This is a genomic window from Pseudoalteromonas sp. L23 (assembly GCF_021728455.1).
Taxonomy (GTDB): Bacteria; Pseudomonadota; Gammaproteobacteria; order Enterobacterales; family Alteromonadaceae; genus Pseudoalteromonas.
This window is the reverse complement of record NZ_JAKKCW010000002.1, coordinates 606125-631545: the sequence shown is the minus strand read 5'-3', so window position 1 is coordinate 631545 and position 25421 is coordinate 606125. Positions and strand designations below refer to the sequence as shown.

At 40.0% G+C, this 25421-nt stretch carries 20 protein-coding genes and 1 riboswitch; of the genes, 7 read left to right on the top strand and 13 right to left on the bottom strand.

Annotated features, from left to right (window positions below; translation table 11 throughout):
• Positions 1-188 (top strand): transposase domain-containing protein (locus L3V43_RS06645; protein ID WP_237116197.1); only part of this gene is annotated, 188 nt, incomplete at its 5' end.
• A 307-nt stretch (positions 189-495) separates the two neighbouring features.
• Here L3V43_RS06645 and L3V43_RS06640 read toward each other — a convergent pair.
• From L3V43_RS06640 to L3V43_RS06585, 12 genes are all read right to left on the bottom strand, one after another.
• Complete coding sequence (locus tag L3V43_RS06640) at positions 496-2007, bottom strand: NAD(P)-binding domain-containing protein (protein ID WP_237116196.1); 1512 nt, start codon at positions 2005-2007, stop codon at positions 496-498.
• Between the two features lie 2 nt (positions 2008-2009).
• The gene (locus L3V43_RS06635; RefSeq protein ID WP_010604502.1) at positions 2010-3746 is read right to left on the bottom strand and encodes an ABC transporter ATP-binding protein; all 1737 of its coding nucleotides are present in this window, start codon (positions 3744-3746) and stop codon (positions 2010-2012) included.
• A 3-nt stretch (positions 3747-3749) separates the two neighbouring features.
• A complete protein-coding gene (gene darE / locus L3V43_RS06630; RefSeq protein ID WP_237116195.1) occupies positions 3750-5042 on the bottom strand; it encodes a darobactin maturation radical SAM/SPASM protein DarE in 1293 nt (430 codons plus the stop codon).
• A gap of 12 nt (positions 5043-5054) precedes the next feature.
• Complete coding sequence (locus tag L3V43_RS06625) at positions 5055-5729, bottom strand: ABC transporter ATP-binding protein (RefSeq protein WP_237116194.1); 675 nt, start codon at positions 5727-5729, stop codon at positions 5055-5057.
• On the bottom strand, positions 5722-6960 hold the full coding sequence (locus L3V43_RS06620; RefSeq protein ID WP_237116193.1) for an HlyD family efflux transporter periplasmic adaptor subunit: 1239 nt from the start codon (positions 6958-6960) through the stop codon (positions 5722-5724). Before L3V43_RS06620 ends, L3V43_RS06625 begins: the two co-directional genes overlap by 8 nt.
• Before the next feature lie 8 nt (positions 6961-6968).
• Positions 6969-9272 (bottom strand): darobactin export ABC transporter permease subunit, encoded by a 2304-nt coding sequence (darB, locus tag L3V43_RS06615; RefSeq protein WP_237116192.1) that lies wholly within the window; start codon positions 9270-9272, stop codon positions 6969-6971.
• Position 9273: 1 nt separating this feature from the next.
• Positions 9274-10350: a hypothetical protein gene (locus tag L3V43_RS06610; RefSeq protein WP_237116191.1), complete on the bottom strand. Its 1077-nt coding sequence runs from the start codon at positions 10348-10350 to the stop codon at positions 9274-9276.
• Positions 10351-10415: 65 nt separating this feature from the next.
• Positions 10416-10592, bottom strand: a complete 177-nt coding sequence (gene darA, locus L3V43_RS06605; protein WP_157782782.1) for a darobactin family peptide antibiotic — start codon at positions 10590-10592, stop codon at positions 10416-10418.
• A gap of 394 nt (positions 10593-10986) precedes the next feature.
• Positions 10987-11538: a DUF4136 domain-containing protein gene (locus L3V43_RS06600; RefSeq protein WP_235367550.1), complete on the bottom strand. Its 552-nt coding sequence runs from the start codon at positions 11536-11538 to the stop codon at positions 10987-10989.
• Between the two features lie 107 nt (positions 11539-11645).
• Positions 11646-14423, bottom strand: coding sequence for an ATPase (locus L3V43_RS06595; RefSeq protein WP_235367549.1), 2778 nt, complete (start codon positions 14421-14423; stop codon positions 11646-11648).
• Positions 14420-14968, bottom strand: coding sequence for a hypothetical protein (locus tag L3V43_RS06590; protein WP_010371906.1), 549 nt, complete (start codon positions 14966-14968; stop codon positions 14420-14422). Before L3V43_RS06590 ends, L3V43_RS06595 begins: the two co-directional genes overlap by 4 nt.
• A gap of 4 nt (positions 14969-14972) precedes the next feature.
• On the bottom strand, positions 14973-16217 hold the full coding sequence (locus tag L3V43_RS06585) for a hypothetical protein (RefSeq protein ID WP_010604512.1): 1245 nt from the start codon (positions 16215-16217) through the stop codon (positions 14973-14975).
• 156 nt (positions 16218-16373) lie between these two features.
• Here L3V43_RS06585 and nhaD point away from each other — a divergent pair, with 156 nt between their 5' ends.
• From nhaD to L3V43_RS06565, 4 genes are all read left to right on the top strand, one after another.
• Positions 16374-17621 (top strand): sodium:proton antiporter NhaD, encoded by a 1248-nt coding sequence (nhaD, locus tag L3V43_RS06580; protein WP_235367547.1) that lies wholly within the window; start codon positions 16374-16376, stop codon positions 17619-17621.
• Positions 17622-17766: 145 nt separating this feature from the next.
• Positions 17767-17937, top strand: a riboswitch (Lysine riboswitch).
• A gap of 88 nt (positions 17938-18025) precedes the next feature.
• On the top strand, positions 18026-19372 hold the full coding sequence (gene lysC, locus L3V43_RS06575) for a lysine-sensitive aspartokinase 3 (protein WP_102056625.1): 1347 nt from the start codon (positions 18026-18028) through the stop codon (positions 19370-19372).
• Positions 19373-19494: 122 nt separating this feature from the next.
• Positions 19495-20025, top strand: coding sequence for a DUF924 family protein (locus L3V43_RS06570; protein ID WP_206472745.1), 531 nt, complete (start codon positions 19495-19497; stop codon positions 20023-20025).
• Between the two features lie 79 nt (positions 20026-20104).
• Entirely contained in the window at positions 20105-21430 is a 1326-nt protein-coding gene (locus tag L3V43_RS06565; RefSeq protein WP_237116190.1) for a sodium-dependent transporter, read from the top strand.
• A 61-nt stretch (positions 21431-21491) separates the two neighbouring features.
• On the opposite strand, the gene L3V43_RS06560 is transcribed toward L3V43_RS06565, so the two are convergent.
• Positions 21492-22292, bottom strand: coding sequence for a DUF2989 domain-containing protein (locus tag L3V43_RS06560; RefSeq protein WP_095727874.1), 801 nt, complete (start codon positions 22290-22292; stop codon positions 21492-21494).
• Between the two features lie 188 nt (positions 22293-22480).
• On the opposite strand from L3V43_RS06560, the gene L3V43_RS06555 reads away from it, so the two are divergent.
• On the top strand, positions 22481-23926 hold the full coding sequence (locus L3V43_RS06555; RefSeq protein WP_010604517.1) for a glyceraldehyde-3-phosphate dehydrogenase: 1446 nt from the start codon (positions 22481-22483) through the stop codon (positions 23924-23926).
• 245 nt (positions 23927-24171) lie between these two features.
• On the top strand, positions 24172-25299 hold the full coding sequence (locus tag L3V43_RS06550) for a M14-type cytosolic carboxypeptidase (protein ID WP_010604518.1): 1128 nt from the start codon (positions 24172-24174) through the stop codon (positions 25297-25299).
• The last annotated feature ends 122 nt before the right edge of the window (positions 25300-25421 follow it).

Sequence of the window (25421 nt, the reverse complement as noted above, 5' to 3'; positions counted from 1 at the left end):
GGCGAAAGAACTGGCTGTTTAGCTTCACCACAAGTGGCGCTGAGAGTAGCGCAATCCTCTACAGCGTGATCGAAACAGCCAGAGCAAACGGCCACACCCCATTCGATTATGTGATGCATTGCTTAAACGAATTAGCCCAGCCACAGTGCGATATCGACAGTTTACTGCCCTGGCATGTTAGCCTCTAGGTGTAGTTAGCCGTACGCTTACGTTACTTCGGATGGTAAATACATATTGTTTAATCGAGGGATGGATAACGAGAATTCCAATGTCGACATCTACTGGATGGATGCAAAGATAATTAATGAGTTAAAAACCAAAAATCTAAGTAAGGAAGCATTATGAGTCGACGTTATATTTTGTCTCTATGATTTATGCTAAGTGGCGCTCGCAAAAGTCATGATACTAATGCTGTTGCAACAAGTAGCTAGATTGGCAATCCTATCAACGCAAGTAAACTAACGGGAACTCCTAGCTTACTTGCGTTGTTAATACTTACGCGAAATTAGATACAATTAGTTCCTTTATACCATTGTCCAACTTGCTTAAATCTTCCCATTCACCATAGATATCTTCTAACATATGAACCTCATCGACTAGCTCACCATTTTTATACTTGCTGACTACAGGATGTAAAAAACCATGTTGAGAAAACTTGAGTTGCTCATCTTTATCACTTGGTATGCGGTAGCTAAATTCCAATCTAAAACCTGAAAATTGCTTAAACTGTTCCTCATTTTCGTAAACAAGTTTTGGGACACTTTCAAAAAATTCAAAGCCACCATTTGGTTTCTTTGAATACAAATCATAAGCGTTCCCAAACAAAAACCAAATTGTGGTTGCTGATTTTATACGCTCGCTGATCTGATTGTATAATTCTGAAGAAGAATCAAGTTGCTTTCTACTTTGCTGGGCTACAAGATTCAATTTCTTGATAATTATTTCAGATAATGACTCCGCGTTATGCCTAATTCCGTGTATAAAAGGAGTTGAGGAATCTTTGTAGTCATTGCATTGCATATTCGCTCCGCAAAAAAACAGATTCGGAATATTACTACTTTCCCATTTATGATTAAGCTTAGGAAACATGTTTTTCAAGCACAACTCAGGAAAAGTACTTGGTGCGTAGTGATCGAAGTTACACTTAAACCCTGTACAGTTTATGACGTAATCATAAGTGTTTTTTTCTGATTCTCCATCCTCTGAAAAAATCATATCTACCAAATACTGCCCAGAATCTAACTGTTCAATTGATGCAATTCTTCCGTTTAAGATCGCGTTTTGCTGTTTCAAGAAAAAAGTATCTAGAAACGCCTGATTCACTGAGCGTAAATGCCCGGGGTAGTGGCTGACCCAAGCAAAATTGAAATCATCTGGGCTTATTAAATGGGTGTTTGATGAGACTTCTAATAAGCTATCAGCTGTTTCAAATGCCGAGTTACCTTTCCCTAATATGAGTACTTTCTTATTTGTGAATTGAGCTACGTCGTTATTCATTTCTGTATAGGCTATAGAGTGCTCAATGCCTTTTATATTAGGAATGTTGAGTTCGCCGATCCCTGTGGCATCAACTAAGATCTCACTTACATATTCTTTACCGTTACCATCGACGACTGTAAATTGGTGATCGTCTTTTGTAACCTTTGCAACGTGGGTTTCGTAATGAATAGGTAACTCGTACTTTGTCGCGAATTCACCAAGGTATTTGACAAGGTTGTCCGCACTCGGATAGTAAGATTTATCAAAGTCTTTAAAAGAAAACTTATCGTCGCCATTTAGTAGTGAATTCCAGTCCCATCTAAGGTTCTTCTCTTTATTATTAAAGCCCGTGTTTACCTTATTTATCGATATCAATTTACGATGGACTGGATAAGTTTCAAAGAAGCTTCCTGCAACTTTTGCACGTTCCAAAACAATATGGGACACATTTACTTTGTTAAGATAATAGCTTAATTGTAAGCCCGCAGGTCCAGCACCAATGATGATGACTTTATAATTTAACTCCATTCTCAACACTCCTTTTGTAAGGTTTCGGGGTTTTTGCTTATTTTTCTAAAGTGTTCATTCTTTATTATATTTTGTGGCGTATCAGTAGCCACGATCTGCCCGCTATCAACTACGATAACCTGATCTGAAAGGTAGATGCTATTTAGGTTATGTGTGATTATTAGTACAGTTTTATTTTTTGCTATTTCTTTTAAGTGACTATGAAGACCGGATTCAGTGGCGAGATCGAGAGAGTTTGTAGCTTCATCTAAAATGAGTATATCACTGTCTGAATATAGCGCTCTTGCTATCGCAAGTCTCTGTTTTTCTCCACCAGATAAATTTGCGGCATTCAAGGTGACTTCGCTATTAAAGGTAAAGCCATTGCTTTGCATGACGACATCAAAGTTTGAGAGCTGAGACACTCGCTTGAGCTTTAACTCGTCGACATTATCAAAACTGAGTTGTAGAGTGATATTTTGCCAAAGTGGTCCACTGAAAAAGAAAGGATCTTGTTCGACCATCGTGACCTTTTGGTGAGTCGATTGTGAGTTTTTTTGATTCTGATGAATGAGAATTTCACCTAGATAGCTTTGATATAAACCCGCAATTAGCTTTATTAAAGTGCTTTTCCCGGAGCCAGAGCGGCCGATAATAGAGTAAACTTTATGCTCTTTAAATTTATGCGTTATAGCACATAATGATTCAGAATCTGCCTTTTGATATTTAAACGACAGGTCGGTTAATTCAATTTTATTGTGTGTTGACGTATCCTTGGTGGCGGAAGCTAGTCGTTCAGCGGGCTCTTGATTTAGTAAACTATCTAAGCTGCTAACTGCGTTTCGAGCCTTCGTTGTAACGGAGTTTATGTCACTTATTGAGGCGAAGGAGTACGACATCAGTAATAATACCATAATGAACGCGACTAATTCTCCCGACGCCATTGAACCTTCTATGACATTCAACCCGCCTACCCACAAAACAAAGATCACGCTAGAGAAACTGCCCAAAATGATTAATCCAGATACAATAGATTCTAAAGAATGAAGTCTTTTAGTTGCATTGTAGACTTGACTCGCTCCCGATTCTATTTGTTCTCCAAGTAAGGCTTCCATTCTATGGATTTTTATTGATTGTATACCTGATAATGATTCAATGATTGTCGAGTTTAGATTAGCAACGGTTTCCCGTTTATGGGCGTTGGCCTCGGAAACTCGCTGGCTTACTTTAAAAATGATAAGAATAACCAGCGGAACGGTGACTATTGAAAGCAAAGTCATATACAAACTGGTGGCTAATAAATAAATTAGGCCACACAATAAAGTGCCGGAAGCTTGAAAGAAAATGCTTAAAATAAAGTGGACGTAGGTGTTTATAGCTTTAACATCATAGTCGATATTAGAATAAAGCTTGGAAGGGGAAGTAACATCAAATAACTCTTGTTGCTTATATAGCATTCTCCCCATTGCAAAGCTAAGTAGTTTATTGCTTAGCATTTCCTTTATATCAAATACGAGTTTTTGCCTCAAGCCATTCGAAAGCACGAATGTAATTAATAAAAGCAAGATAAATGAGACAAAATAGTTTAAACGTTCTCTCGTGACTGACTCTTGAAACAGTAGCTCAACAGTATAGGCAATGCCAAATGAACTGATGACGACTAAAACATTAAGTACAGCCACAATGAATAGCGTAAAGTGCTGTTTCGCACATAGAGTTTTAAGTTTTTGAAAAACAATACCTTCTGGGATAAATATCATTCTTTATATTGACTCTTCGATAACTCTAAGTAATTTACCAGTTCCACAACATTTATCATTATAGTCTTCGACATGGCGAGCATTTATCACTCTGTCATGCGGACAACCACCATTACAAATTGAGAACCATTCACACTCTCGCATACGATCCGTCGCGTCAATTTCTTCTTTTACAGATGCTTGATTATGATTTGACTTTTCGAGCAGGGTGGCTAGATCTGAATTTAGAAGTGAGCCGTAAATACTGCCAATATCTCCAACATACTTATCACAAGGTGAAACATCACCGTTTGGTTCGACAGTGATTATTTCTTGAGAGCAATTTCCTGCCCAATAACAAGCGGAAAGTTGCTTAGTTTTATCCGATAAAACATCGATAAAATTTTCAAACATTCTGATTCTAACTTTGTCTTTGTAGTGCCCGTACCAAACACGATAAACGCAGCTTAAAAATTCAATGTATTCTTTGTAGCTAATGTAGGCATTACCGATATCATCACCAGGATTTGCTCGGTTATCTGGGACGATGTTCAGAAATTCTATGTCATTTAATTCAATTGAGTGTAAATAGCTTAAAAGTCGTTCAGGATCTAAGTTGTATACATCTTTGTCGACGACTATTAAAGCACCGTAGGCTATACCATGATGCTTAAGCCGTCGAATTCCTTCAGCAACCTTAATGCTGGTTGGTCTTCCTCGGACGTCAAGTCTCCGAGTATCATTGATTTCTGGTACACCATCAAAGCTAATTCCCACGGACATGCCAATGCCTTTTAAGAAAGTGAGCCACTCATCCGATATATTAACTGCGTTTGATTGCATAGTATTGGTGATGAAGTGATCTGGACGTCTAAATTGTTCTTGTAACCAAATCAACTTTTTGAAGAACAATGGTCTAAGAAGTGTTACTTCCCCACCGTGCCAAACAAACTCCACTCGAGATACATTTGGGATTGCTAATATTCGTTTAACAATTGAAACGAGGTTTTCGAATTTTATAGATTGATTCGGTCCTTCTGCCCACGAATGGCAATATGTACAGCGTAAGTTGCATAGACGTGTAGCCTTGAGTACAACTACAACTTTACTTGCTTTTAGTGGCTTTGCTTTGAAATCGCTTGCTTTTTCTTCTCTGAAAAGAGCTAATTCTTCATCGTCTAAAATATCATAGTCTTTGATCTCACCAATAAGTTGAGATGCTAAGCGAGAGTACTGATAATCACTCACTTCTATGTCTACGGTTTCTTTACTGTTTTCTGCAGCATCAATAACTTTAATAGAAATATCACCGAGCATAATTTATTTTCCTTAATTAACTAATTCACCATCAACCATACTTACTCGCCTACCTGCAACACTTGCTGCAGCAACGCTGTGCGTTACCATTATGATTGTAGAAGCGCTTGTGTCATTTACTTCCAGCAGTATATCTAAGACCCGCTGGCCAGTTTTTTCATCCAGATTTCCCGTCGGTTCATCCGCAAGAATAATACTTGGTTTGCACGCCATTGTTCGGGCAATCGCAACCCGCTGTTGTTGACCGCCAGATAATTGACTAGGGTAATGATCTTTCCTCGCAATTAATTCCATACGCTCTAATTCTTGCTCTGCCAGTCCTAGTCTATCTTTGTGTGGCACACCCCTAAATTTGAGTGGCAACATAATATTATCCAACACTGATAGATCAGGGATTAAATTGAAAGACTGGAACACATACCCTAAATGTTCTCTTCTGTACTTTAATTTCTTTTTTTGAGATATCGCTGAAACATCAAAACCATTTAAATGTAAACTACCGGAGTCAATATTCGAGAATAATCCAATTGCGTTGAGTAATGTTGATTTTCCTGAACCTGACTTTCCTGTAATGGCAATAAATTCACCTTTATCAACTTGTAGAGATACTTTATTTAAGGCAGTAGTTTTAATTTTATTTGTATAGAAGTGCTTACACACGCACTCAAGTTGAATGACGCTATTCAATGTATAATTCCTCCTTATATTTTTTGTTCCAATCTAAAATTACGACGCTTTTACCTAACACCATAGGAGCATCAATCACTACTCGATCCCCAATCCTTTCCTTAATAAGGATAGGAGTCCTAATAGCCTTACTCTGTTTATCCGAGTGAAGATATACGAATGTGGTATCACCTTTTTGAAACGTTGCTTCGGCTGGAAGTGTAGGTAGGATATTCTTATCGCTATTGGCAAGTTCTATTTCGACAGATTGGCCGACTTTAATGTTATCTTGCCATTCATCGGTATTTGGCATCTCAAGGTTCATTTTGAACTTTCCCTGCTTAATTAATGGGAATATTTTTAATATCTTTAAGTTAATATTTTTATTGTCTATCTTGGCTGTAGCTCTTGTTTCTTTATTGATTCGCTCTAGATAAAATTCATTTAACTCTACTTCAATTAAGTATTCACCCACCATATCTAGGGAAGCAAATTCTTCTTTAGGCAATATCTGTTGTCCTGACTCGACATCAAAGCCAACAAGGTTGCCTGTGATAGGGGCCCTAATAAGAAGCTGCTGCTCGCTCTCCTGAAGCTTGAGTAGCAAACTATTTAGTATTTCCACCGTTTCACCAATCTGCTTTAGCTGATGTGTAATTTGATTATGTTGTGATTGGTAGTAATTAGTCAGAACACCTTGTTTCTCTTTCCATCGAGTCAGGTTACTTTTTATGTCTTCTACATCTGATTTTTGAGAAAGATTCTTTTCTAATAACCTGAGTTTTTGATCTAGTTCTCTTTCAAGTACATCTACGTTATAAAGGGCATCTTCTAATGACAGCTTTGAAGAGGTAAGCTCACGCCTCAAATTTAATCTCATATTTTCCAAATTACTAATCTGTTCTGATATTTGAGCCATTTTTTCTGTCAACTTTAATGTGTAGTCATAGTTTTCTAGCTCTAAAATAACATCTCCCTTTTCTACAAGTGTATGTTGCCGATTGATAAAGCTTTTTACTCTGCCGCCAATGTCAGAGGACAGCTTGATAGATTTCATCGGACGTATCGTACCTATAGATGTAATTGCTGAATGAGAGTTTGTTACGGCAATAATTTTTGCTTTTTCATATGGTATACTTGATATCGACTTGTTGCTGTGGAATAAAAGAAAGAAAAAGATGAATGTCATTAATAAGAAGAACGCTACTATCTTTTTACGCTTACCTTTAGGGTTTTCTATTATAGTGTCCATTTAAATCTTTACTGCCTCTCTAGATACTTTTTGCTAACAACAAAAAAGCTAAGAATTATCACGCTGATGAAGATGGCTGCGATGGCCATAGAAGAAAATATATAGCTCGTAAAACCAAAGGAGAAGTTATCAGATATCAAAAGGTTTTCTTTAAGAATATAATAACCAATGCAAGTTCCAACTAAAGAAGAAAAAGTATATAAATAAATATTGTTTTTTAGGGTGTAAGAAAAGATATCTTTCAATCCAGCTCCTAGTTGCTTCATTATATCTAGAGTGTAACTATTACGCTCTACATCAACTAAGCTGTTGGCAATTGTATTTAGGGAAATCAAAACTATGTTCAGAGCGACAACCCAAAGTAAATAATTGGCGATTTTTGATAAGTCTGAATACTCTGACTCAAGTGCTGCATAGCTTGAGCTAAAATCTAATTTATTATTTATGCTTATACGATCGACAATTCGGTTAGAAGTGTTAAGTAATACCGATGTTGCTTTCTCTTCATTAAGGACAATCATAATAGGATCATGAAATGGTTTTACCTTACTTAAAAAAAAGTCACTAACTACTTTAACTATTTCAATTTCTTCTACGCCATTCCCTAAGTCAGCATAAAATTTATGCATTGATAACTTTTCGATAGGAATATTGTCATATAAATTTGCGAATGCTTGAGTTACTACAACCCTTGTCTTTCCATTTATATGGCTGTCATAATTTGAGTGAATGATACTGTCTAAGTCTAGCGGATTTAGACCAAATACTTTTATAAATTCTTCACCTGCATAAAAGTAGTTAATTGGTGTGATATTCTGATCTATTTTTTGTTGTGCTGTGGAAACCGTGACAAAGTGTGATGATTTATCAAATGGGTGCCAGCTAGCTACAGCAGAAACTTCTCCATATTCGGCATTGATTTTATTTCTCAGTGTAATAGGACTTACATCATTAACACCATCTAGCTTTATAAAGTGGCTTTTTGCGATATCGTAGCCGTAGTCGGCCTTTTTTTCGGTAAACAGTTCATAAGTTAAGCTAACTGCGATAAAAATTACAATAGAAGTGATTAACATCTGAAGGAACACAGTGACTTTTGTAAGCCACATTGTTTTTAGTCCTGTCGATTTGGTGATGGACTCATTGCTTTGATACGATAGAACTCTCTTAATAACAAACACATTAGATAGAGTGTATAGGGATATAATTGTTATTATTATCAAGGATAATGTAAATAACTTTTCCTCTGTGTTGACCGTAGATAAAATATCAAACTCACCGGAAAGAGGTGGAAGGATAAGGTAAAGTAATATAGCTGATGTGATATTGGCTATGATAAGAGAATTTTTGTTTTCTAGTAGAGAAATAAAGATAATCTGTATTTCGCTACCGCCAATGCTTGTTAATGTTTTTATACGATCTAATTGAGAGATTTTTATTGAGATTATCGAGCTTAAAAATCCAACGGTTCCAAGAATGAAAGAAAATATGCAGATTCCAAAGATTAGATATAAGCTTGATTTTGAAAATGTAATTCCAAGCGCGTCAGGGTGATTCCTATCATAATGAAGATCTGAAACTGCTCTTTTTGAAAGGTTAATAAATGAACTTGGGGTGAAAGGTGCCCCAGGGATCTGCGGTGCGTTACTACTAACGATTTTTTCTAGATCTAGGTCATTTCTGTTTACCAGTTCGACAAATAGATGAAGATGAGTGTCATACCAATCAGTATAACTTTCTTTTATTTTTCCATTATATAAATGATCGAAGTTAACAATCACATCTGGTTGGATTGATAAGGTGTCATCTATTTTTATTACTTTCTCTATTCTATATAAACCAGTATTGTTTATTTTTATTGTTTTTCCAATTATTTTACTATTATCTTCCGCTATCTTTTCAGCGAGCGTGGACGAGATGAAAGCTCCACTTATACCCAGCTCTTCAGAGCCTAGATTTAGCATTAGTTGTGCAGTTTTATCTAATGCATAGACTTCAGTGCCTTTTAATTCTATATCATTATATAATATAGTTATATTCTCACGATAAACTTTGCCTACCCTTTTTACAGCTTGATCTTTTTCTAATACAGGTATAAGTGCAGCAGGCGCTTTAGAGCTTACCACGGTTTCACCGGATGGTAGGTTAAATTGGGTTTCAATTTTATATATGTCGCTGGAAAGTCCAGAATTTATAGAGCTGTCTGCTAGAAAAAAAATAAACATCAATCCAAGTAAGACAGCGCCCAGTGATAAAGATAAAACCCCAGTGACAGCGGAAAGTGCTTTTCCATCGCTCAATAGTTTAGACATCTTAACTACCTAAACTCTGCAAATTTTTGAGCGTGTCGAATAGTCTTTGTTCTATTTCAAACTTTGAATCAGTGATAGCATCTAAAAAGCTTGATGATGAAAAGCCTCTAGATGCTTGTTGTAGATAATAATATGCATTATCTGAAGGCTCATAAGCATACGCCTTTCGCCAGAAATTCTTCAAACCATACCAAGTGTAACAGGCTTGAATATAGGTATTTGGATCTAACATTCTACCTGTCCAAGGCGATTTGATGATACGAGAGTGAAATTTTGTTGGTAGACACGGCTCATACAATTCAGCTAGGTCAAATAGATTATGTGTCATCTCATGAACGATAGCATCGGCAATTGTTTCAACACTCACCTCACTAAGATTAGGATTAATCAAGACAATTAAGCCATTGCTAATATTAGTTGAAGCACAGTTAAAGCGATTTTTTGTCTTATCAAACCGGATTGCTATTGAGCAAATGTTCTCTTTTAAAATTGTGTAGCACGGATCTGAAACCGCTTTTATGTAATCTAGCGCATTGTAAATTTTTGGAGTCGAGCATTGAATAAGCTCTGGAGTAATGCCCGTATCGTCCCAAGGAATATCTTTTTGGACACCTCTTGCTAGGTCACTAAAGTAGTCTAGAAGAATGTTTGAGTCGGGATGAACATTTTGATTTTTAAACAGTTTATCTGAGGATGCTTGATAACCAAGATTACCGCGTAAGTTCCAAGTGACTGAGGTTTCATCAATGAAATCACTTTGGATAATATAGTCAGGGTTAAATTCCAAGAAAGAAAGTTCTGTAATTAGTAATCTCTCTATCGTTGATTGATATTTTTCATCACCACGGCGTGCGATCAATGTATTCCAAAATCTTGGTAATTTTAAAAGCTGGTACAGATCATTAGTTGACAGTCTTTCAGAGAGCTTATCAAACAATTCTGAGAGCGGTTTGTTTGATAATACCTCTTTCTCAATGATATCTATCATTAATGTTAATTTACATCGCGTAAATATCTCAACAAAGGAGTCGTTCTCAAACTTCAGACAACTGGGTAATTCGCTCGTTAAAATATTCATAACATTCGTCCTAAATAAAGCTGTTAACACTGCACATCTTTAACAGCTAATCAACCAAAAGGTGGTTACTTCTCGAACGACTTAGACCAGTTCCAAGCGGTAATTGGTGGAGCAATCGCAATGCTATCAACACGAGATTGGTCAACGTTTGCAATATTTAGTGTTTGATCTGAAAAGCTAGCTTTTAACGCATCTAGTTTTTCTGCAACAGAAATTTTTTCTTTTGGTGCTTCAACGATCATTTTTAATTCCTTCTTAAAAGTTAAATTATACCTTGAGGACACATCCTCGAAATATTTGTACATTAAATGATAATGCAGTGTCAAATTTTTTATTTTAACTTGTTAGAGTGTGACGTTGGTTTGCACTTATTTTCTTCAACTTAATTTTTTGTAAGTCATTGGATTGTAATTGTTTATTGGTTTTTTATTTGATGAGCCTAGCTTGGGGCATGGCGAAGCTTACGCTGAGAATGAAGTTGTGTTGAATTTATGTTAATTTTATGGGTTTGTTGGTGGGCTGTTTGGCTATTTTTAGAGTTTGCATTATGGTGATAGATTTTTGGAAGATGTAGATGTAGATGTAGATGTAGATGTAGATGTAGAAGTGGAGTAATACATACTCCACTTATAAAACTTAATGCTGTGCTTTGGGAGGGAAGTTAGCCAATAGTTCTGAGATGGTTTTGTTTATTGACTCTGTTCTTTGATCCGGTGATTGATTGCTACGTAAGCGACCTTCTTTTGCTCCACGCCAAACTAGCTGGTTAGACGCTTTGTCTATCATATCGAGTACTAGCGTGCCCACTTCATATTCACGTGTTGTGGTCTGTGTTTGCCAGCCAATACCCCAGTAATTCCAACGCGCGCCATACGTGGTGTGAAGTGAGTCTGATTCAATTTTTGTATCAACTGATGCGTGATAGTTAACCAGTAAGTCAGCCGATTGCGGATCGGTGAGGGTGAAACCTTGTTTGCTCATTTCGTTTTGAATTGCACTGCGGATCCGCTTTTCCATTAAGTCATTGACTTGGTATTCACGACCATTATTTTTTAGGTCCGCTTCAGGTGACCAAGCATAGGTTTTGTAGTTAGCGAATTGTACAGACTTATCATAATCCCAATCAGGGGTTTTGGCGCAGGCCGCTAACATCAGCACCAAAGTGGCGATAACAATATTCTTAAACATGTGTCTTTACTCCTTAGTCGGATATTTGCTCTACCTTAACGTGTTAAGGCGTTAAATGGTAGAGACAAGCACCCTTTAATAATTGTATCTAAGACATTAACTTGGGATTAATGTTCCACTTCTATCCAGTCTTTTTCATCCACCCAGTTTTGGCTACCTTGTGCAACACTGCGGATTGGCACCAAGTAGTCACAGCTGATCTGTGGTTTCACCGATGCAAAAATTGGCACAAACCCAAAGCTTAGTGCGGTTTCGATAATGGCCTTTTGGTTTTGTGGGTCGATATCCGCAGCTTCATCGATATAAATTGGGATACGATACATCGCTTGTTCTTGATCAGATAACAGATAGCGAATAAATAGCATGCCACATAAAAGCTTGATGGTGATCCGTGTACCGTTTGAGCCGGCCGAGTCAATTTTATCGAAGTGTTCAATGTCACCCGCGCGGTTGACCACTTCAAAGCGAATGTCAAAGAGGTCGGTTAACGTCAATCCCGCTTTATCACTTGCAAGTTTGATGATGTGATCTTTCGCCTCATTAACGGACTTTTCTGAGCTAGGCTGCTCGCTCAGTAAGTCTAAGCTTTCGCCTTTTTCGTATAAATCTGAAGTGCTGATAATGGTGTCTATGCTATCGATAAGCATTTTACGAGGGATCACATTAATCTTAAACGCTTGCAAGTTAGAGATCCGATGCTGGCTTATGCCTTTGTTAAAGCTGTTCATCTCTCGGCGTAAGCGGTCTAAGTCTTGACGCAGTCCTTTAATGGTTGCGGCCACTTCAGTGAGCGCCACTCGTGCTTGTTTATCGACGGCATCTCGTTCGTTATAGAGATTGTGATACGCGCTGATCAGCTTTTGATACTTAATAGTAACGTCTGACTCGTTTTCAAACTTAGTGATCCCAGCATTGTAGATATGCAAGTAGGTATTACGCACATTAACGTCTAAGTTTCTAAGCTCATTACAGTCTTTATTAAACTGGTGGGTCACTTCAGACAGGTTATCAAAATCAAGATTAATTTCGATTTCGTACGGTGCCAGTTTACCCGAGTATAGGTCTAGTGTGTGATCGATACGTTCTGACTTTACTTGTTTTAAGCGGTCGGCTTGGCGTACCAATAAGTCTTGCTTGCTTTTAATGATAGAGCGGCGATCTGAAATCGAACCGGCATTACGCTGAATATCATGTAAATATTCATCAACTTGCTCACGTTCCATCTCTAGCTGCTCTTTTAGTGCTTGCTGAGCATCGACGGATTGCAACATGGTTTGATATTGCTCAAAGCGTTTCATGGCCGCTTCGGTAGCCATTAGTTCATCATATAGAGCATCACGTTCTTTTTGTTTTTCAGCGACGTTTGCGGCGACTTCACGCTGCTGCTTTAAGTCGTTAAGCGACTGTTGTAGTGACTCCAGCTGTGCTTGCAGTTGGGCTTTGTTCTCACCGCTTTGCATTTGTACTGGACTCAGTTTTTTCAACTTAACGTTAGCACCAGGTACTTTAAGCTCACCACCTTGAACTGACTTAGATAGCGACTCCAAAAATGCGCCAAAGGCATCTTCGTCGGTGATATCAATTTCACCTTGAGAGGTGGTTGAAAACGATAACAAATCCGGATTCAAGATCCGTGAGATCTCTTCCACTTCTTTTAAAGAAAGATCTTCACGCATACGAGTAAACAGGTTGAACTCAAGGTTCTTGAGTTGCAGTTTTAAACTCTTAATCTGCTTTTGCGTTTCGTTGATGCGGAAATCAAGGGTATGGAGACTTTGCCCCTGTGCACTATTAATAGAGAAGGAAAGCTGCTCATATTCCTTTTTCAACAGAGTTAAATTGGTTTTAAGCGTTGCATGATTCGTTAGTTCAAATTCACGTTTTAACGCGTGGAAATCAGTAAACCATTGTTCTATTTGGGTTTGTTTACGCTCGATATCTCGAGACTGTTGGACGTACAGCTGCTGCTTAGACTCAAATTCGCGCTTTTCAGCTTCTATGTCTTCTAGCTGTGTTGCCAGCTCTGCAATTTGCTCGTTGTGATAGTTATCATATTCAACCAAAGCTAAATCGAGTTTCGGTGCGTAAGCCGCCAGTTTACCTTTTAATACCGCCTCATTTTCAAGCATTTTCTCAAGGGCTGAAATTGGCTCTTGCATTGACTCCAGCGCATTTAGTTCACGACGCGCACGGTTAACCTTATCAAAAGCGCGACGCCAGACTTCATAAAAATCGACTTTCGAGTTCGACATATGGCGTTCGAACACCTTGAGCATAAAGCGCTTTACGTCTTGTGCACCGAGTTTGTGCAGATTCAAAATACGACGGAATATTTCTTTATATACAGGCGCATCTTGGACATTATTCAGTGGGATCATCTTCAGGTTGATATCGCCATCAAATGGTGTAGCGCCACCTGTGAGCAGGGCATTAAGTTCTTGTGCTTTTAGCTCTACAGGCTTAAGTTGTTTTTCCTGTAAGTGATTAAATAGCTTGGTGTACTTGATGATACTTTTACCCTGGGTGTAATCATCAAGATTCAGTTTGCCTTGATAGCAAAAAAACTGATGCGCGTAACCGGCGATTTTACCCAGTCCCGCAACACCAATGACCACATCGCCGTGGGGGAGGTTGGCTTCAAGCAAAATATAGGATTGATCAGAAGAGAAGTAGAACTTACGCGTTTCTTCTAAATCGTGGCCATCCCATTCAGTCAGTCTTAAATCGTTGATAAGTGGAAACTGTAGCGCATTGATCACCGAGCTTTTACCGGTGTTATTCGGGGCGCAGATAGACGCACTTTTATCCAGAGGAATGACACACTTAGCGTATCCGGCGGTATTTAATAATGCGAGTTTACTTAGGCCGTACAACTGCTCGCTCATAGCTCGTCCTCAATATCATATTGTTCTTCGTTTACTTCCATTAGCGCGTCAATGTAGCGATAAATCGGTGCAAGTAGCATAAAGCCTTGCTCAACCTCACGGGCTAGACCCAATCTCACCATACGTAAAAACACGTCTTTTCTGAGATCTGAGCCCGAAAAAATCTCCAACTGGTCAAAAAGATGCTTATTGAGCTGTACTATGGTTTGCATTAGCTCTAAATCGCAGCTTTCATCAAATAGTACGCGAAGCGGATCTTTACCTTGGTTGGCATAGTGCTCAATCAAAATATAAATGGTTAGGGCAATCGCACGGGAAATTTTCCCCATATTTGGCGTGCTTTCATCGCTTGCCAAATAATAAAAACCACGGGCATCGTGCTGTAAATCATGGCCTAAGGCTGAAAATAGCGCTTGATAGCTATCAATTTGCTGATCTAACTCTTGCCAAAGGGTTGTGTCTTGCTCACTGATATGATACCCGCTCACCAGTTTTTTATTAATGGCTTGGAGTTCATTGAGCATGTCTAAGTTAATTGTCGTCATAATGCTAATCTTGTTTTGCTTTGGCACTAAATGGATATAAAGAGAAGGTATGCGATGCGATAGTGATCTTACTCTTTTGTTGCTCTTGGCTAAGTGCCAAGTCAGATTCGTTGATCAGTTTTTGATAAAGGAACAGCATTTCGTCTGCTTCAAGATCAGGGTAGCTATCGCTTAAAAAGCCCAATAGTGCCTGGCGCTTTTTACCGGTTTGTTGAAATCTCGTTTTTACCGAGTTGTAATCTGGAATGTTAGGGCTTTGATAAGCTGGCACATCGTCGTGATCGGGCAGCTGATATTCTTCATGCTCAAATTCAACTAGACTTGCCATATATGCGACCATGTGACGCTTTTGCCCAAGGTTAAAACGTTGAATGTCTGACACAAATTCTGGTTGAACTGGTGAGAGTAAACGGTCAACACCGCGCTTTCTAATTTGTCCAAGGACTTTAGAGGCTTGCCGCGTAATGAGTGTATTGCGGCGTAGCTCTTCACGTAACGGCATGAGGAGATCGGCACTGCGGCTTAAACTTTCTCTACCAATGAGGTGCATATCTAAAATGCGTGTTCTGAGCTGCTCCAGCATGCGTTTGTCTGCAGCACCACGGCCTAATTGTTCAATCTCGTCAATTTGCTCACTGACCTGAAGCTCTATCTGATCGAAGCAGCGTTGGAAAGGGCCATGAATATCGACCATTTCCAACATAGGTTCGATATATTCGTCAAACGCTTCTAATACGGCTTTATACCTCATGCCAAGAGACAGCGTTGAGGTGTCAGACTTTGCTTGTTCAACCAAGTTCATGATAGCGCTTTCGTTATGCTCGAACAGCTTAACAATTTTACGAACGCGTTCGTCCATAATGCGGCTAAAGCGGCGTAGCTCAGAGTAGTCAGCCTCTTCACCGGCTTGTGCGATGCGATTACCTAATCTTTCTAAGTCTTTTACCAGCACCGTGATCTCTTCCGCTAAACCGAGGCTTTCTTCTTGTAAGAGAAAGCTGGCGAAGTCAGCGATTGCACGGTTGATTTCTAACTGTGAAGATTTAGCTAAAGGAATAATAATTTCTTGTTGGAGTAATCGATTGGTTTCTTTATATATCCGTTCACTCGACCAGCTAGGATTTTTCTGCTTTAGGATGTTTTGTACATCTTTTAGACTGAAATCTGCGAGCTTAAATCGTTTAAAAAGTAGCTCGAGTACGCTCCAGTGTTCATTTATCGTATTTAATAATTTTTTTGCTGGGATCATAACTTTCCAGTGTGTAGTAGAGAAGTTTCATCACCACTTCATCAATTTGTCACAAAATGTTTATTGTACGTGGCATGGGGCCTGCGATGGTGCTAGAATCCGCCCCGAAATCGAACCCACCCCTTGTTACATTTAATTACAGGTTGTTTACGCATTATGGTCACGCCCATTATTCTAACCCTGATCGCCATCGCTTTTATACTCATCGTTATAGAAGATATTATTCACGTAAACAAGGCCAAAACAACGCTTTTTTTTGGTACTTTATGTTGGATTATCGCCTTTATCTCTCCAATTCATGGTCAAAGCCCAGAAATTGTACAAATTGAGCTAGACCATAACATTTTGGAAATCGCGACGCTTTGGCTGTTTTTAATGGCTGCCATGACGTTTGTCGCCTACTTGAACTCAAAAGGGTTTATCCAAAATATTGTTCACCGGATCATGCCAACCCATATTAGCGAACGCAAGCTAATGTTTTTGGTCGGTGCTTTTGCATTCATATTTTCATCCATCTCGGATAATATTACTGCGACGCTTATTTCATTAGCTGTGGTCATGTCTTTGAAACTTGACCCGAAAAAGTTAATAAAATATGCGACGTTAATTATCTTCAGTGTTAACTCCGGTGGGGTATCATTGATCACCGGTGATGTAACCACCTTGATGATATTTTTGGCCGATAAAGTCACGATCCCAGACCTTTTATTGCTGATCATTCCGTCGATGTTGAGTGTATTTGTGTTAGCAGCCATGCTTTCTATTGGTATGAATGAAAAAATTACCTTTGAAAAGGTAGAATTACGCAGAATTGAAAAGACCGATATCACCATTGCGCTCATCTTCTTATCAACCATTTTTGCTACGTTATTCTTAAGCGTGCAATACCATGTACCGCCGATGCTAACTTTCTTATTTGGCTTGTCTTTGATGTTCTTAATGGCGCAATTCTTGATGCGCAAGAAAGACGTTAATAAGAAAATCATCGACTATATCCGTGAAATTGAATACGACACCTTGTTGTTCTTTGTGGGTGTGCTGTTATTAGTTGGCGCGTTGAAAGAGGTCGGTGTACTGTCTAAGTTTACCGATTTATATCTGCATCTTGCACCGGAATACGCAAACTACTTGGTCGGTTTAATGAGTGCGGCGGTAGATAACGTGCCATTGACGGCGGCGTTATTAAAAGCAGATATTACGATGACTCCAGCGCAATGGCTAACCTTTACTTATGCGACTGGGGTTGGTGGCTCTATGCTTATCATTGGTTCTGCAGCGGGGATCATTGCAATGAGTAAGGTTAAAGCGTTAACCTTCTCAAGCTATCTTAAAATGAGTATCTACCTGCTTATCGCATATACCATTGGATATAGTGGCGCGTATTTCGCGGGTCAGCTTATTTAAGACCAATGGATTTAATTTTTTAGCGCTTTGGGATAAGTTTTTCATAAATAACTTGACACCTAGACGGCTAAAAGATAATTTTCTCACATCGCCCGCATTTATTGCGGGCTTTTATTTTGCTTTTATTCAGATTAACAAAGGCAAAATAAACAGAAGAGGCGCGATGCTTAGGTAGTTAGTGTGAGGTGACGAGACCAATGACCACTAGTGAGGGAAGTATTCGCCGAGGAGAAAAGTTGCTCGTCGCAACGATTCTTCGGTTTACGAGGCTGAATCCTCGGAACTGTCACCGTATTGGTGGAGAGCTTCTGGCAAAGGTCATTTCAAGCGTTCGTCTTTTTAGAAATCCCATGCCGAGTTCTCCTTATAAAATTTGACTGTGCCAACAGTCGAGAGGAGAGAAAATGAATTCGCAGTATGTTGTAGCCAAATTTGGCGGTACCAGTGTCGCTGACTTTGAGGCTATGTCTCGTTGTGCTCACATTGTTCGTGACAACCCAAATGTTCGAGTGGTCGTTGTGAGTGCGTGTGCTGGCGTAACCAATCACCTTGTAACGCTAACCCAACAAAAGGAAGATGAGGCCGGGCGCAAAGCGGTTGTTGCAGCGGTTGAAAACATACAGCAAGCGATTATCGACCAAGTGTCTTTGGATGCTGATCTTGCTGAGGGTTACAAGCAAACTTTCAGTGAATTTGAAAGCCTTGCGAGTTTACCTGCACTTAGCAGACAGCAATGCGATGAAATGTTGAGCTTTGGCGAACGTTTTTCTTCTTATTTGTTTACCCAAATACTACGTAATAACCAGGTTCAGGCGTCGCGCTTTGATGTGCGTAAAGTGCTTAAAACAGATAATCAATTTGGTAAAGCGAATCCGAATATTGCAGCTACGCGTGAAGCTGCGCAAACCAATTTGGTCGCGCTACTTGGCGACACAGTGCAGGTGACGCAAGGGTTTATTGGTAGTGACCAATACGGCCAGACGACTACGCTTGGTCGTGGCGGTTCTGACTATAGTGCTGCATTGTTAGCAGAGGCAATTGACGCGTCAAGTGTGCATATTTGGACCGATGTCGTTGGTATTTTCAGTACCGATCCGCGTTTGTGTGTAAAGGCTAGACCTATTCCTCGTTTGAGTTTTGATGAAGCGGCAGAAATGGCGACATTTGGTGCTAAGGTGTTACATCCCGCAACGATATTGCCAGCGAGTCGTAAAGGTATTTCAGTATTTGTTGGTTCAAGCCGTGATCCGCAAGCGGGTGGCACTTGGATTGAAAAAGAGAAAACGGCGCAAGCAGGCATTCGCGCAGTGACACAACGCAAAAACCAAATACTATTGACGTTAAAGAGCCCTGAAATGCTTCTTGCTAGCGGCTTTTTGGCTCGTATCTTCACCATTTTAAGCAATTACAATATATCAGTTGACTTGGTAACGACTTCGGAAATTAGTGTTGCGCTTACGCTGGATAATGCGCCGAATGCTTCTCGACCAGAGCTAGAACAAGCTTGTTTGGATGAACTTAGCGAGTTTTGTCATGTGACCGTTGAAAATAATCTTACTTTGGTGGCCATGATAGGTTCTGAGATCCAGTTGAAGAAGTGCCAACTTAACCTGATGGATGTGTTGTCAGAGTTTAATATTCGATTGATATGCCATGGTGCGAGCAAGCACAATCTGTGCTTTTTAGTTGAGCAGCAGGAGTCAGATCAGGTCGTGCAGTCAATTCATGCTAAATTACTAGAGGTTGCGTAAGTGAATTTATTGTTTTTTAGGAACTAATAAAAAAGTTGCATTATTGAGTAATGGATGGCACTTTGTTTATAACGGTTAGGGTCTGCTGACCATCAAGTTTGTTTTTCCCTAGGAGTGCCATCATGAATTATAAAGACGTCTACGAATTCTGGTTTGTTGAATGCACTGAATCAGATTGGTGGAAGAAGTCTGCGGACTTTGATCGCATCATAAAAAATCGCTTCGGTATTTTGCACCAAATGGCGCACCAAGGTGAGCTTTCGAGCTGGAGAGCAACACCACTTGGCGCGCTGTGCGAAATCATTATCTTAGATCAGTTTTCACGCAATATATTCAGAGACACTCCAGAGGCGTTTGCCAGTGACGCATTGGCGCTAAGCCTCACCCAACACGCCATCGAAAAGGGCTACCACCGCCAGCTCAACGATACTGAATTGATGTTTTTATATCTACCTATGATGCATAGCGAAAGTCGCATCATCCATCGTGCCGCAGATCATTATTTTCGCGACCTGCCCAATTATGATTTTGAAGTCGCGCATAAAAAAATTATCGATAGATTTGGCCGTTATCCCCATCGAAATGAAATACTCAATCGCGATTCAACAGAAGAAGAAATGGACTTTCTAGAGACGCCCAACTCGAGTTTCTGAGGCACGGCTCGAACCTCTCGCATTTTTAGCGGAAGTACGTATAATCGGCCGTCTACAAAAATAATGATTGATTACAGACATGGCTCATACGCGCGATGGATTTCAAAGCCGACTTGGCTTTGTGTTAGCAGCAGCTGGTGCGGCTGTTGGACTTGGTAATATTTGGGGATTTCCCACACAAGCCGCAAACCACGGTGGCGGTGCATTTTTACTGGTTTATTTTGCGGTAATTTTCTTACTCGCATTACCTGCACTTTACACAGAATTGTACTTAGGCCATCAGGCACAAGCAAACCCAGTTAAAGCACTTAAGACAGCCTGGCGTGAAGGTAATCCGAAAATAGGAGCCGCGGCGGGGTATATCGGCCTTGCTGGTGCTATTGTGATGCTCAGCTTTTACTCCATCGTGGCTGGGTGGATGCTGTCTCATGCACTTGATCCTCTTGCGCAAATGGCTGAACTAGATGCTGCACATCAGTTTCTTAGCGGTGATTCGATGCTGAGAAACTTTATCTTTACGCCACTAATGTTAATTTTGACTGCGAGCATTATTCTTAAAGGCGTAAAATCAGGCATAGAAGCTTGGTCACGCAGACTTATGCCGTTGTTACTGGTATTACTGCTTTGCCTTATTGGCTATATGGCGACATTAGACGGTGCAGCAGAAGGGTTTAGAACGTATTTAGTTCCGGACTTTTCAAAAATTAGCGATCCTGACTTGATCATTGCGGCGATGGGGCAGGCATTCTTTTCGTTGTCGTTGGGTGTGGGCTGCATGATGATTTATGGCTCGTACTTAAAACCGAATGAAAATCTACCTAAGCTGACGTTTAGTGTTGCAATGCTAGACACCAGTGTCGCATTTTTGGCCGGTTTACTTATTATCCCTGCAATATTCGTTGCGCAGCAAAATGGTGTTCAAGTATTTCAAGACGGCAAATTAATCGGTGAAGGTCGGTTGATTTTTGCCATTTTACCCGAGCTATTTGCCAATATGGGTGAAATGGGATTATTAGTTAGCCTGACTTTCTTTGTGCTTATGTCTATTGCGTCGGTAACGTCTACCATTTCTTCAACAGAAATTCCGGTATCTTTCTTGGTTGAAAACCATGGCTTTCAACGTAAACAAGCGACTTGGTTGGTTACGTTAGTTATCTTATTAGCATCGAGCACGATTATTCTAAACTTTGATTGGTTGTTCGAATTGGTGATCAGTCTATTCACGCAATATCAGCTACCTTTGATGGGACTGTTCTACTTTATTACTGTTGGCTGGGTTTGGAAGCGCGGTAATCAGCTCCACTTAGAATCCCGTGGTGCACATTACTGGTTTGCTCAGTACGTTAGATTTGTTTGCCCAATCTTGATGACCGCAGTGTTTATTAACGTAGCACTGGCAAAGTAGTGATCATTTATTCTCAAAAACGGGAAGCATTGGCTTCCCGTTTTGATTTTTATAACTAAGCTCAAAAATCTCGTGGGGAAACAAACTCCCCAGCTTGAATGCTTTCGTAAGTTCTTTGCGCCAATGAATCTAAGTTGGCTAAATCTTTTCCCATTGAAGCCAGTTGGTTTGTCACTGGAATAATATCGATATCTTCAACCCCAGAAAGCTGGGCCACTCGGGCAAAAGTATATGCGTGCTTATACTTTTCGTGTTTGTAGAAAATACTGACTAAAGATGAATAGACTTCTGGGTTAGGGGTATGACCTCTTTTATTCAGCTCTAATACGCGGTAGAGAATATCAACGGTTTTATCGTCATCTACTTTGGCATAAAACTCTGCGAGGAAAAGCTGAATTTCGGGATCGTTTTGGACCCTAGGGTCGTCTTGCATATTCAGTAGCTTGTTCATTGCTGTGCGATCACTGTTACGAGACCAATGATAATAGAGCAGGCCTGGGTGGTTACTGCCTTTTGTTTCATTGTAAATACGCGTCATTTCTTTTAGTGCGGTGAGATGACCTTCCACTCGTGAAGTGGTTTTTTCTTTTAACTTGATGTGCTCAATTTTGGCGGCGCGAGAAACACATTGGTTGTAGCTTTCTAAATTTTGCAACAAGTCATATTTGTTTTCGTCCGTTGGAGACTTGTATTCGTGGTAGCGCGCGTAAATTAGCGACGCACGTTCGTCTTTACAGTGACTGTCTTTATTTAAGTCTTCACAAAAACCAGGCGTTTCGCTACACACTTGGTTCAAGGTTAGGGTGTCGTCGCAACCAGCAAGTAGTAACGCTGCAAAGACTAGCGACTTTTTAAACGCCATAGTTTGACCTCAATGATTTTTTATAATTATAGGGGGTTACGCCCGAATAAACAGGGTAGAGCTAATAGTTTACTAGTTTAACGCAATGAATTGTTCGGTAACAGTGGAGAATCACGGCAGTTTAAATTAGAATAGCCGTGCCCATTCGGGCTATCCGTTCAAAGAAAATTGTTTATTAGGCAGAAAAAATGACCTTATCTCACGAGCAAGAATATCAAAACAGCTGGCAAGAGCGTCAAGATTATGCAGAAAGCATGCAACCCCTAATCGGTCGTCTATACCGTAACAAAGGCGTTGAAATCTCTGTATACGGTCGTCCTCTTGTGAGCGCAAGCACCATTGATGTTATCAAAGCACACAAAACAGTAGCACGCTTTGAAGAGCGTAAACTACGTCTTCGTGAAAGCTTTCCATTCTTAGAAGTGATCAGCAAAATGGAATTAGCACCAGGTCGTGTTGACCTTGGTAAGCTAGCTTATGCCTACATTTATAAAAATGCAGGTGAAGGCCGCTCAATCGAAGAGTTTTTAAATGCAGAACTTGCAGAATTACTAAACCAAGGTGCACGTCCAGAACCTCGTGACGTCGTTCTTTATGGTTTTGGTCGCATTGGCCGTTTATTAGCACGCCTACTTATCGAACGTGGCGGCTCTCACGCTGATTTACGTCTTCGTGCAATTGTTGTTCGCGGTGGCCGCGATGGTGATCTCGAGAAACGTGCAAGCTTATTGCGCCGTGACTCAATTCATGGTCCTTTCAATGGTTCAATCACAGTAGACCATGAAAAAGGTGCGATTAAAGCAAATGGTAACTACATTCAGATTATCTACGCAAACTCACCTGAAGAAGTGGATTACACAAAATACGGTATTGAAAACGCGCTTATCGTAGATAACACAGGTGTGTGGAAAGACGAAGATGGCTTAGGTAAGCACCTTAAGTCAATCGGTGCGTCTAAAGTGTTACTTACAGCGCCAGCTAAAGGTGACATCAAAAACATCGTTTATGGTGTTAACAACTCAGACATTCAGTCTGAAGACAAGATTGTGTCTGCAGCAAGCTGTACAACTAACGCAATCACACCGGTATTAAAAGCACTTAACGACAAGTTTGGTATTAAGAATGGTCACGTTGAAACGGTTCACTCTTACACCAATGACCAAAACTTGATCGACAACTACCACAAAGCTGAGCGTCGTGGTCGTAGTGCAGCATTGAACATGGTTATTACTTCAACTGGTGCTGCGAAAGCGGTTGCTAAAGCACTTCCAGAGCTTGCTGGTAAACTAACTGGTAACGCAATTCGTGTACCAACACCAAACGTATCAATGGCAATTCTTAACCTAAACCTAGGTAAAGAAACAACTGCTGAAGAGCTAAATGAATTCCTTCGTGAGTCCTCACTTTACTCTGAACTACGTGACCAGATTGACTACACTGCATCAACAGAAATCGTGTCTACTGACCTTGTGGGTAGCCGTTATGCAGGTGTGGTTGACTCAAAAGCAACCATCGTTGATGGCGACCGCGTAGTACTTTACGTATGGTACGATAACGAGTTTGGTTACAGCTGTCAGGTTGTACGTGTAATGCAAGACATGGCGGAAGTAAAATTCCCGAGCCTACCTCGCTAACACGAAATTTACGATAAAAAGCCAGCACCAGCTGGCTTTTTTAGTTTTTGAAACAAATTGGTTGTGGTAGGCTTGCAAAGATAGGTCAGCTACAATTAGCTAACAAAAAGTTACACCTTAACTTTGTGCAAAGGCGGGCACAGTATTACCTCTTTTTGAGGCTTAATATTGTTCTAGACTGAAGCAAAGTTGAGTATGGTAACAGTGTATTTACACAACAGTTTTTAACTTATTTAGGGAAACCTATGCGCATTACGAGTAATTTCGATAGTGGTAATATCAAGGTGGTAAAAGCAGAATCACCTGCGGATATTCAACTAGAAATCAATAAAGACAATGAGTCTGACTTTTTTCAATGGTTTCACTTTAGACTTGAGTCTACGCCTTTTTTAGAGCACAAAATTCATATCAACCAACTACTAAACTCAGCGTACCCTGAAGGTTGGGATGACTATCATGCGGTTGCATCTTACGATCGTCAAACTTGGTTCCGTGTGCCAACCCGTTATGAGAATGGCACATTAACTATCGATTTTGAGCCTGAATGTGCTCATACCTACTTTGCTTATTTTGCTCCTTATAGTTATGAGCGCCATTTAGACCTAGTCTACTGGGCTCAAGCCCATGATGCGTGCGTTGTAGAGACGCTAGGTCAAACGCTTGATGGCCGTGATATGAGCTTACTCACTATTGGTGAGCCGTCAGATGAGAAGAAAAAGATTTGGATCACGGCGCGCCAGCACCCAGGTGAAACGATGGCAGAATGGTTTGTTGAAGGTCTACTTCACAAATTATTGGATGACGAAGATCCACATTCCGCTGCACTGTTATCGAAAGCGGTATTTTATGTCGTGCCAAATATGAATCCGGACGGCAGCGTTCGTGGTCATCTGCGTACAAATGCAAAAGGCGTTAACCTTAACCGTGAATGGCAAACGCCAACACTTGAGAACTCACCTGAAGTTTATTATGTATTAAATAAAATGCATGAAACTGGGCTGGATATGTACCTCGATATTCATGGTGACGAAGCACTACCGTATAACTTCGTTGCGGGCAGTGAAGGTATTCCGAGCTATGATGAGCGTCTACAACGTTTGGAAGAATCTTTCAAGGCGGCACTGTTGACTATTACACCTGAGTTCCAAGATGAATTTGGTTACGATAAAGATGCACCGGGTGAAGCAAACCTTACCGTTGCTTCGTGTGCTGTTGGTGAAGCGTTCAAAGCGTTGGCTTATACCGTTGAAATGCCGTTTAAGGATAATGCAAATCTGCCGGATCCATACTTCGGTTGGTCAGACCGACGCTCATATCAGTTTGGTCAAGACACCTTAGCTGCAATCTTAAATGTGGTTGACGACTTAAGATAAGCTTAAAGACGGGTAATCACCATATTGATTACCCGTTTATTTTTGTGCGTTTAAAAGAACAACAAAATAATATTTAAAAATAATAAAGTAGAACACCTCAACAGGGTGTAATAACAACAATA

Bases quoted from the DNA above. Each gene is read 5' to 3' on its own strand.
- L3V43_RS06640 (WP_237116196.1), bottom strand. From the start codon at position 2,007: ATGGAGTTAAATTATAAAGTCATCATCATTGGTGCTGGACCTGCGGGC.
- L3V43_RS06635 (WP_010604502.1), bottom strand. From the start codon at position 3,746: ATGATATTTATCCCAGAAGGTATTGTTTTTCAAAAACTTAAAACTCTA.
- darE (WP_237116195.1), bottom strand. From the start codon at position 5,042: ATGCTCGGTGATATTTCTATTAAAGTTATTGATGCTGCAGAAAACAGT.
- L3V43_RS06620 (WP_237116193.1), bottom strand. From the start codon at position 6,960: ATGGACACTATAATAGAAAACCCTAAAGGTAAGCGTAAAAAGATAGTA.
- darB (WP_237116192.1), bottom strand. From the start codon at position 9,272: ATGTCTAAACTATTGAGCGATGGAAAAGCACTTTCCGCTGTCACTGGG.
- L3V43_RS06610 (WP_237116191.1), bottom strand. From the start codon at position 10,350: ATGAATATTTTAACGAGCGAATTACCCAGTTGTCTGAAGTTTGAGAAC.
- darA (WP_157782782.1), bottom strand. From the start codon at position 10,592: ATGATCGTTGAAGCACCAAAAGAAAAAATTTCTGTTGCAGAAAAACTA.
- L3V43_RS06600 (WP_235367550.1), bottom strand. From the start codon at position 11,538: ATGTTTAAGAATATTGTTATCGCCACTTTGGTGCTGATGTTAGCGGCC.
- L3V43_RS06595 (WP_235367549.1), bottom strand. From the start codon at position 14,423: ATGAGCGAGCAGTTGTACGGCCTAAGTAAACTCGCATTATTAAATACC.
- L3V43_RS06590 (WP_010371906.1), bottom strand. From the start codon at position 14,968: ATGACGACAATTAACTTAGACATGCTCAATGAACTCCAAGCCATTAAT.
- L3V43_RS06585 (WP_010604512.1), bottom strand. From the start codon at position 16,217: ATGATCCCAGCAAAAAAATTATTAAATACGATAAATGAACACTGGAGC.
- nhaD (WP_235367547.1), top strand. From the start codon at position 16,374: ATGGTCACGCCCATTATTCTAACCCTGATCGCCATCGCTTTTATACTC.
- lysC (WP_102056625.1), top strand. From the start codon at position 18,026: ATGAATTCGCAGTATGTTGTAGCCAAATTTGGCGGTACCAGTGTCGCT.
- L3V43_RS06570 (WP_206472745.1), top strand. From the start codon at position 19,495: ATGAATTATAAAGACGTCTACGAATTCTGGTTTGTTGAATGCACTGAA.
- L3V43_RS06565 (WP_237116190.1), top strand. From the start codon at position 20,105: ATGGCTCATACGCGCGATGGATTTCAAAGCCGACTTGGCTTTGTGTTA.
- L3V43_RS06560 (WP_095727874.1), bottom strand. From the start codon at position 22,292: ATGGCGTTTAAAAAGTCGCTAGTCTTTGCAGCGTTACTACTTGCTGGT.
- L3V43_RS06555 (WP_010604517.1), top strand. From the start codon at position 22,481: ATGACCTTATCTCACGAGCAAGAATATCAAAACAGCTGGCAAGAGCGT.
- L3V43_RS06550 (WP_010604518.1), top strand. From the start codon at position 24,172: ATGCGCATTACGAGTAATTTCGATAGTGGTAATATCAAGGTGGTAAAA.